Origin of the sequence: Dietzia aerolata (assembly GCF_014144865.1) — a bacterium.
GTDB lineage: Bacteria > Actinomycetota > Actinomycetes > Mycobacteriales > Mycobacteriaceae > Dietzia > Dietzia aerolata.
This window is the reverse complement of record NZ_JAALDM010000119.1, coordinates 1409-9308: the sequence shown is the minus strand read 5'-3', so window position 1 is coordinate 9308 and position 7900 is coordinate 1409. Positions and strand designations below refer to the sequence as shown.

The window sequence follows — 7900 nt, the reverse complement described above, 5'->3', positions numbered from 1 at the left end:
CCCGTGATGACCGCGGCGGCGACGGCGATGATCAGGCCGTGCCCCATCTCGAGAGCGATCCGGGCGCCGATGATCGCGAAGACCGTCAGGCCGAGTGCGTCGAGCCCGAGGAAGAGCACCCTGAAGTGCCGCATGATCGGGGCGACGAGCACGGTCACGACCGCGGCCGCCGCGACCAGCGCGAGGTAGGAGGGATGCTCCACCCAGATGAGCGGGTAGTGGCCCAGCAGGACGTCGCGGATCGAGCCGCCGCCGATCGCGGTGACGCACGCGACGATCACCACGCCGAACAGGTCCATGCGCTCGCGACCGGCGGCCAGCGCACCGGTCATCGCCTCAGCGGTGATACCGATGAGGAAGAGGATGGTGAGGAACTCCACGGCTCCGCTCAGATCTGATGTACGCCGGCAGCCGTCAGTACCACTCCCCGGCCACCAGCTCCAGTGACCGGTCCCGCACGGCCGGATCGTGCGCGTAGGTGACGGTGATGAGCTCGTCGGCGCCGGTGCGCTCGGCGAACTCAGCCATCTGCGCGGCCACCTTGTCGGGCGTACCCACGGCGCTGATCTCGAGCATCGAGGGGCTGGAGCCGGCGAACTCGGCGGGGTCGACTGGCGGCTGGATCTTGCGCTGCCGCCCGCTACGGATGTCGAGGAACATCTGCTGCAGGGTGGTGAACTGGCGGCGGGCTTCCTCGTCGGTCTCGGCGGCCATGACGTTGATCCCCGCCATCACATAGGGCTTGTCGATCTGCGCGGTGGGCTGCGAGGTGCTGAACGTCTCGCGGTAGACGCGCACGGCGTCGTCGATCTGGTCGGGCGCAAAGTGCGAGGCGAGCGAGAACGGCAGGCCGAGCTGGCCGGCGATCGAGGCGCCGTTGACGGTGGAGCCGAGCACCCAGATCGGCACCTCCATCCCTTGGGAAACCGACGAGAAGATGGGGGTGCTGTGGGCGGTGCCTGAGTCTCCGAACCAGCCCTGCAGGTCGTAGATGTGCCGGGCGAACGCCTGGGGTTCGGCGGAGGAGCGGCTCAGCGCCTGGGCGGTCATGCCGTCGGTGCCGGGTGCGCGGCCGAGTCCCAGGTCGATCCGGTCGCCGTGCATGTTGGCCAGGGTCCCGTACTGCTCGGCCACCATCAGCGGCGCGTGGTTGGGCAGCATGACGCCGCCGGAGCCGACGCGGATGTTCTCGGTGACGCCGGCGGCCTGCGAGATGAGCAGCGACGTGGCCTTGGAGGCGAGGTTGGGCGTGTTGTGGTGTTCGGCAAACCAGAGCCTGGAGTAGCCGAGTCGGTCAGCCAGTTTCGCTGACTCCATGGAGGCGGCGATCGCCTCTCGCGCGGTGGAACCCTCGGAGATGGAGACCAGGTCGAGGATGCTCAGGGGGACAGACAACAGACACGCTCTCTTCGCTTCGCGGCTCCGCGGAAGGGGTGCCCATCCGCAGGTGGACTCCGCGGTTCATGTCCCCGATGCTACCGAGATGTGCGGGTTGGTGACGGTTCACCAAGTTGGGACGACGACAACGACGACGACTCCACCCCCGCACACCCGGCAGATCTCCCAGCGAGGCCTCGCCTCGCGCGTCAGATCAATGGATCGCTCAGCGCGGACCCGCCTCGTGCCTCAGACCTATGGATCGATCAGCGCATCGACGGCTGGCATTACCTCATCCAGCGGCGTGCTCATGTTCTTCTTCAGCCTGCTGGCCTCGCGGGCGGCAGGGCTGAATTACGCCAAGTCGACGAGCGTGGCGTTCACCGCGTCCGGCAACAACTTCGAGTTGGCGATCGCGGTGTCCATCGGCACGTTCGGCATCGCCTCAGGCCAAGCGCTGGCCGGGGTGGTGGGGCCTCTCATCGAGGTGCCCGTCCTGGTGGGCCTGGTCTACGTGGCGCTGTGGCTGGGCCCGCGCCTGTTCCCGGGCGACCCGTCCCTGCCCGACCGCACCCGTGACCCTCAACCCTGCTGCGTGCCCGTCACCACTGGGCGCGGAAGACCTCGTGCGGGAGGCCGTCATTCCACCGGCCCGCGATCGTGAGGTCGGCGGTGAGCCTGCCGATCTCGTCAGCGGCCATGGCCCCGCGTTCGCCCTCGATTGCCACGACAGTCCGGTCGTCGACCCTGTCGATCACCGGCAGTCCGGATGGGGTTTCACAGACCAGACACGGTCTGGTGTGCGCGGAACCGAACTGCTGGCCCGGCATGAGTTCGGCGAGCAGTGCCAGTGTGTCGTCGATATCTTCCCCCCGGCCGCCGGTACGCACCCACGCGGCGATCTCGTCGGCGGTGGCGAGCGGGTTGCCGAGAAGGCTGTTGCCGGAGACCTTGATGTACCACCTGCCGTCCGGGTAGCGCAGTGGCGACATGACGATCCCGCCGAACCCCAGCCGGCCGTCGACGAACTTGAGGTACATCATCGCGGGCATGTCCACCGTCGACGGATCGTCCACTTCCACCAGCACCACCGTGGCGCCGAAAGTCTGCATCTGTAGAGGGCGCGGGAGGAGGCCGGTCATGTTGGTGGCCGCGCCCGTCGCCATCACGACCCGGTCCGCGCGCCACACCTCGCCCGACCGACCGGTGAGCACCGCATCGTCGCCCTGTCGATCGAGCGAGACCACCTCGTCCCTGACCAGCGTCGCCCCGGCGGCCACCGCCGCCCCGAGCTCTGCACGGACGAGCTCGCGCGGGTTGAGGATGTGGGCGTCGCGCTGGACCACGCCCACGTGCCCCGGCGCGAAGCTCAGCCGTGGATAGTCGCTGCGCAGGTCGTCCTCACTCAGTGCGAACACGGCAACGCCCAGGTCCTCGGCGTTGCGCAGCAGGCGGTCGCGGTCGAACCACTCGGCGCCGGGCGCCCCGTCGGCGACGTCCGGCAGCACGCTGAGCGACTGGGTGGGCGTGGTGAACTCGACGCCCGACCGTTCGCGCAGTTCGGCGAATCGGCGCAGGGATCGCGTGGCCAACAGAGACGTGACCAGGGGAACCTCCAGAACGTGCGCCAGCCGGCCCTGGTCGTAGTAGCCAGCCCACACGCCCTGGTGGTCCTCGAAAGTCGCGGGCTCGTCGGGGCCCACCACGAGCACCGATGCCCCTCGATCTGCCAGGTGTCGCGCGGTGGCGGAGCCGATCGGGCCGGCGCCCACCACGGCGACGTCGAATCGAGGTCCTGGGGGCATGGCACTCTCCTTGTGAGGGGACCCCGCCGACGGAGGGGCGTGCCCTTCAGCATGCGCAGGCTACGCTGCAAAGTCAACACACTGTGTCGTTAAGGGGGCTGTTGTGCCGGAGTCTCAGAGCGAGCGGGACCAGACCGAGTCAGACCTACCCGAGCCGAACCAACCCGAGCGGGTCCGGACCCGGACCGGCGGACGCAGCGCGAAGGTCCGCGACGCGGTCCGGGACGCGTGCCTGTCCTACCTCGCGGAGGGGCGGGTCGACTTCACGATGGTGGACCTGGCCGAGCGCGCGGGCGTGAGCCGAAAGACGCTCTACCGCTGGTGGCCCACCCACCAGGACGTGCTGGTCGAGGGGCTGTCGACCCACGTCCGTCAGGTGAGCCCGCCCGACACCGGCGCGTGGGAGTCGGACGTCCGGGAGTTCGCGCACCTCGTCGCCACGTTTGCCGCGGATCCGGTGGAGGTTGCCACTTCCTCACTCATGGCCAGCCGTCAGTATCCAGAGTTCAACGCGCTGGTCGTGGCGCAGTACGCGCCGGTCATGCAGGAGTGGCAGCGCATGGTCGAGTGCGCGGCCGAGCGGGGCGACATCTCGGCCGAGCACTCCCCGGAGGCGGTGATCAACGCGCTGGTGTCGCCCCTGTTCCTGGCCCCCATGATGATGGGCCGCCGGGCCTCCGATGAGGAGGTGGAGCGCACGGTCGGGATCATCCTCTCGGCCACACGGCCGTAGCGCTGGAACGCCGGGCCCCGCTTCCGCCCCGGCCTAGCGCTGGCGAGAGCCGGCGGCTCGGTAGTTGAATTCGGATTCGTGCTCTTGGCAGAGCGTCCTGAACAGATACTTATCCACCTGAACTCGTCGCCCCTTCTTGATCTGCCACCCCAGCCGGTCGGCGAGCTTGGCCGACTCCATCGAGGCCTCGATCGCCTCACGGGCGGTGGATCCCTCGGAGATGGAGACCAGGTCGAGGATGCTCAGGGGGACAGACAACAGACACGCCCTCTTCGCTTCGCGGTTCCGCGGAAGGGGTGTCCACCCGCAGGTGGACTCCGCGGTTCATGTCCCCGATGCTACCGAGATGTGCGGGTTGGTGACGGTTCACCAAGTTGGGACGACGACAACGACGACGACTCCACCCCCGCACACCCGGCAGATTTCTCAGCGCGGCCTCGCCTCGCGGGCCAACCCACTGGATCGATCAGCGCGACCTCGCCTCGCGCCTCAGACGCCTGATCCAGGAAGCGGGTGAACGACGTCCAGTGCTGCTGGATTACACTTTGTTCATTAGTAATGTTCGACACACCCGCCTGGGGGGGGCCGTGACAATCCGTTCAACCACGCCGCGCTCGTCCACGCAGATGTCGTCCGCACCGCGTTCCCGCACTCGTTCTCGCATGTCGCGCCAAGCCGCGATGTGCGCAGCCGCGTTGACCACCGCAGTTTCTGTTGCCGGAGGAGTCCTGGCCGCTCCGGTTGCCGGCGCCCAGGGCTCGGTAGCCGAGCCTGCACCGGCCTTCTACCAGCCGCCAGCCGACCTTCCCGCCAGCGTTGGCGCCCTGGTCAGGACTGAAGCGTTCCCGCTTGCCGGGGCGATCCCGCCGATACCGGGCGCCGAAGTGCTGACCGACGGTGCCGGCCCGTTCTCAACCGACGCGCAGCGGATCATGTACACCTCGGTGGGATCGCGGAACCAGCCCATTGCTGTGACCGGCACCTACCTGCAGCCCCGCGCCCCGTGGACGGGTCCCGGGACTCGGCCGCTCGCGGTACTCGCGCCGGGTACACAAGGCATGGGCGACTACTGCGCGCCATCGAAGACGTTCCAGAGTCTGGTGAGCGTCCGCCCCGAGCCCCTCGGCCTGGGATTCGGCTACGAGATCCTGTTCACCTACGCGCTACTGGCCCGCGGTTTCGCCGTGGCGGTCCCCGACTACGAGGGGCTGGGCACACCCGGCACCCACGCCTACCTCAACCGCGAATCCGCTGCCCGCTCAGTGCTGGACATCGCTCGCGCGGCAGACCAGGTGCCCGGTTCGGACATCGGCGCCGACCCGCGGACCGTTTTCGCCGGCTATTCCCAGGGCGGGGCAGCCGCAGCCGCGGCGGCGGAACTGCATCCGCATTATGCGCCTGAGATCGACCTGCTCGGCACGTCGGCCGGGTCGCCACCCGCGGACCTCCTGGCCACCATCGACTCGTTGGACGGGTCACTGCTCACCGGCGTTGTCGGATTCGCGCTGAACGGTCTCGTGCAGGCGGCCCCCGAGCTGGGACCGCTGATCGATGCCCACCTCAACGATTCCGGCCGGGCGATGCTGGCCACGACCTCGGACCAGTGCATCGTGGACGCGGGGTTGCAGTACTTCACGCCCAGCACCGAGAGCTACACCCTCTCCGGCCGATCCGCGCGGGACGTTCTCCGCGAAGATCCGGTTCTCATGCAGGCCGTGGATCGCCAGCGCATCGGACGACTGAAGCCCTCCACTCCGGTGCAGATCCTGTCGCCGCTCAACGACGACGCCGTGCCCAGCCCCCAGTCGCAGCAGCTCGGGCGGGACTGGTGCGCGCAGGATGTGGCCGTGGACATGGTGATCGACCCGCTGCCGCCCGTGGCGACCGGGCTGACTCTCAACCACGCGGTGCCGCTGATCACCAACCTCGGCGGAACCACCCAGTACCTGGTCGACCGCGTCGATGGCAGGCCGGCGCCGGTCAACTGCGGGACGTACTAGCTCCGGCCTCTCTCATGCGGTTCCCGCGGACGCGTGTCGGCCCGGCCAGGTTCAGCCGACGTGCCAGTGACGGCGAATGAGCTCTTCGCGAGCATCGTCGTCACTGGCCCGCTCACCGCGCTGCGTGCCGTCGTCGGTGTCGTCGGTGTCGTCGGTGTCGTCGTCGTCATCGTCGGCGGCGTCGTCGTCATCGTCGGCGTCGTTGTCGGCGGCGTCGGCGTCGGCGTCGGCGTCGGCCTCACGTAAACCCGCGAGCACAGCGTCGATGAGCTGACCGGGGAAGACGCCGTCGGCTTCGAACATCTCGCGCTGGGCCTCGAGCACGTCGGCCGACTCCGTGCACGAGGTGGGCAGTTGCTCGAAGTCGTCGTGGTTGGCGGTGTCGAGCCGCTCGGCCAGCTCCAGGCTCCCGGGGTCACCCAGCCAGCGCTTCGCGGCGACGGCCATGCCGGCCAGGAGCAGGTGCACGTCCGCTGAGCCGTCCGCGAGCCGGAGCTCGACGGTCTGGGGGTCCGTGGCGGGCTCGGGGATCGGTTCGGTGCTGCCGGGGTTGGCGTGGGCGACCATGTCTGCCAGCACGTCCCCACCCCAGGCCAGTGGGACCCGGACCAGACCGGTGCGGTCCGTCATCCCCCAGCAGATCTCCTCGGGAGACTCGTCACCTTCGGCGAACCGCAGGTAGGACGTGGGGACCGTGTTCCCGAATGCGGACAGCGTCCTGGCCGCCGCGAGGTAGCCGGCGATCAGCCGACGCCCGGTGTCGGTGATCCCCTCGTCGTTGACGATCGTGTTGGCACCGCCCTGCACCAGCCGACTGTGGATGTGCAGGCCATTCCCAGCGCCTTCACCGCTCACCAGCGGAGCGAAGGTCGCCTCGAGACCGTGGGCATAGGCGACCTCGCGCACCACCCACTTGGTCAGGACGAGGTGGTCGGCGGCCTGCTCGAGGGGCACGGGCTTCAGTTCGATCTCGTGCTGGACCAGCTGCCGGTCTTCCTCGAGGATGTTGCCCACCTCGCCGTGCGCATATTTGAGCGGCACCCCCATGGCGCTGAGGTGACCCAGCACCTGTTCCCGGACCTGCTGGTGCTTCGAGAAGGGCGCCGATTCCTGGTAACCGCGCTCCTCCTCGACGGGGTAGAGGCGCTCGGGCTCGTCGACGAGGTAGTACTCCAGCTCACCAAAAGCCTCGAGCGTCATGCCGGTCTCCTGCGTCAGCACCTCGGCGGCGCGGCGCACGATCTGCTCGCGCGCACACGGCAGGGGCGTCCCGTCCTCGGCGTAGAAGGAGCACAGCACGTCGAGCGAGCAGCGCTCGCCGAAGGGATTGAGGAAGGCGGTGCGGTGACGCGGAACGATGTAGACGTCGCTGGCGTCAGGATCGGTACCGGCAAAGACGCTGGAGCCGTCCACGCGCTCGCCGCGCGTCAGCACCTCAAGGAGGTGCTCGCGCGAGTTGATGGGGAAGGCCACGGTCTTCAGACGCCCGTCGCCGGCCACGTAGCGCAGGTTCACCTGGCTCAACCCCAGCTCCTCGACCGCCCGCACGAGGTCACCTGCCGTGAAGTCCGCCGCGGGCTTGCCCAGGAGGCGGACGAGCGGGTGGGGTTCGAATGCGTCGATGGCCATAGTTCGTTCTATCAGTGTCACGGCGCGGGCGCTTCCGCTGACAACGGCCGCTGTGGGAGACGCTTCTGGCCCGTCGCGGCTCCCGCCCGGCCTGTCAGTCCACGTCCTTGGACCAGCCCCGGACACTCCAGCGGTGTCGACGCCGTCCACGTAGAGGGCGCTCGCGCTCCTGGTAGTAGTCGAACACCGGGAGACCGAGCTTGAAGCGGATCGCGGCCACTCGGAGGCCGAACCCCACGACCAGGGTGATCACCGCGCCCCAGTTCTCCGGGACGCCCGCGGCCGAGAGGCCCACGAAGAGCAGCGCGGCCAAGATGGCGATACTGGCGTACAGCTCCTGCCGGAACACCAGCGGT

6 protein-coding genes and 3 pseudogenes are annotated in these 7900 nt (G+C 68.8%); 3 read left to right on the top strand and 6 right to left on the bottom strand.

Going from position 1 to position 7900, the window contains the following annotated elements:
• Both G6016_RS08065 and G6016_RS08060 read right to left on the bottom strand, forming a co-directional pair.
• Positions 1–332 (bottom strand): trimeric intracellular cation channel family protein (locus tag G6016_RS08065; protein WP_187354436.1); only part of this gene is annotated, 332 nt, incomplete at its 3' end.
• Between the two features lie 82 nt (positions 333–414).
• A complete protein-coding gene (locus G6016_RS08060; protein WP_182632150.1) occupies positions 415–1395 on the bottom strand; it encodes an LLM class flavin-dependent oxidoreductase in 981 nt (326 codons plus the stop codon).
• Positions 1396–1687: 292 nt separating this feature from the next.
• Here G6016_RS08060 and G6016_RS08055 point away from each other — a divergent pair.
• Positions 1688–2041 (top strand): annotated as a pseudogene (locus G6016_RS08055) (arsenic resistance protein); the annotation flags it as partial.
• On the opposite strand, the gene G6016_RS08050 reads toward G6016_RS08055, so the two are convergent.
• Positions 1980–3182, bottom strand: a complete 1203-nt coding sequence (locus G6016_RS08050) for an NAD(P)/FAD-dependent oxidoreductase (protein WP_182632149.1) — start codon at positions 3180–3182, stop codon at positions 1980–1982. The pseudogene G6016_RS08055 and the gene G6016_RS08050 overlap by 62 nt on opposite strands.
• A gap of 103 nt (positions 3183–3285) precedes the next feature.
• On the opposite strand from G6016_RS08050, the gene G6016_RS08045 reads away from it, so the two are divergent.
• Positions 3286–3915: a TetR/AcrR family transcriptional regulator C-terminal ligand-binding domain-containing protein gene (locus G6016_RS08045; RefSeq protein WP_182632148.1), complete on the top strand. Its 630-nt coding sequence runs from the start codon at positions 3286–3288 to the stop codon at positions 3913–3915.
• A gap of 144 nt (positions 3916–4059) precedes the next feature.
• Here G6016_RS08045 and G6016_RS08040 read toward each other — a convergent pair.
• Positions 4060–4173 (bottom strand): annotated as a pseudogene (locus G6016_RS08040) (alkane 1-monooxygenase); the annotation flags it as partial.
• A gap of 437 nt (positions 4174–4610) precedes the next feature.
• Between G6016_RS08040 and G6016_RS08035 the strand changes: the two are divergent.
• Positions 4611–5915, top strand: coding sequence for a lipase family protein (locus G6016_RS08035; RefSeq protein ID WP_241729952.1), 1305 nt, complete (start codon positions 4611–4613; stop codon positions 5913–5915).
• A gap of 51 nt (positions 5916–5966) precedes the next feature.
• Here G6016_RS08035 and G6016_RS08030 read toward each other — a convergent pair whose 3' ends face one another.
• Positions 5967–7544 carry a glutamine synthetase beta-grasp domain-containing protein gene (locus G6016_RS08030; protein ID WP_182632147.1) on the bottom strand — a complete coding sequence of 526 codons (1578 nt, stop codon included), beginning with the start codon at positions 7542–7544 and terminating at the stop codon, positions 5967–5969.
• Positions 7545–7638: 94 nt separating this feature from the next.
• Positions 7639–7900, bottom strand: a pseudogene (locus G6016_RS17220) (trimeric intracellular cation channel family protein); the annotation flags it as partial.

Excerpts from the sequence above, each read along its gene's own strand:
- G6016_RS08050 (WP_182632149.1), bottom strand. The coding sequence starts at position 3,182 with ATGCCCCCAGGACCTCGATTCGACGTCGCCGTGGTGGGCGCCGGCCCG.
- G6016_RS08030 (WP_182632147.1), bottom strand. The coding sequence starts at position 7,544 with ATGGCCATCGACGCATTCGAACCCCACCCGCTCGTCCGCCTCCTGGGC.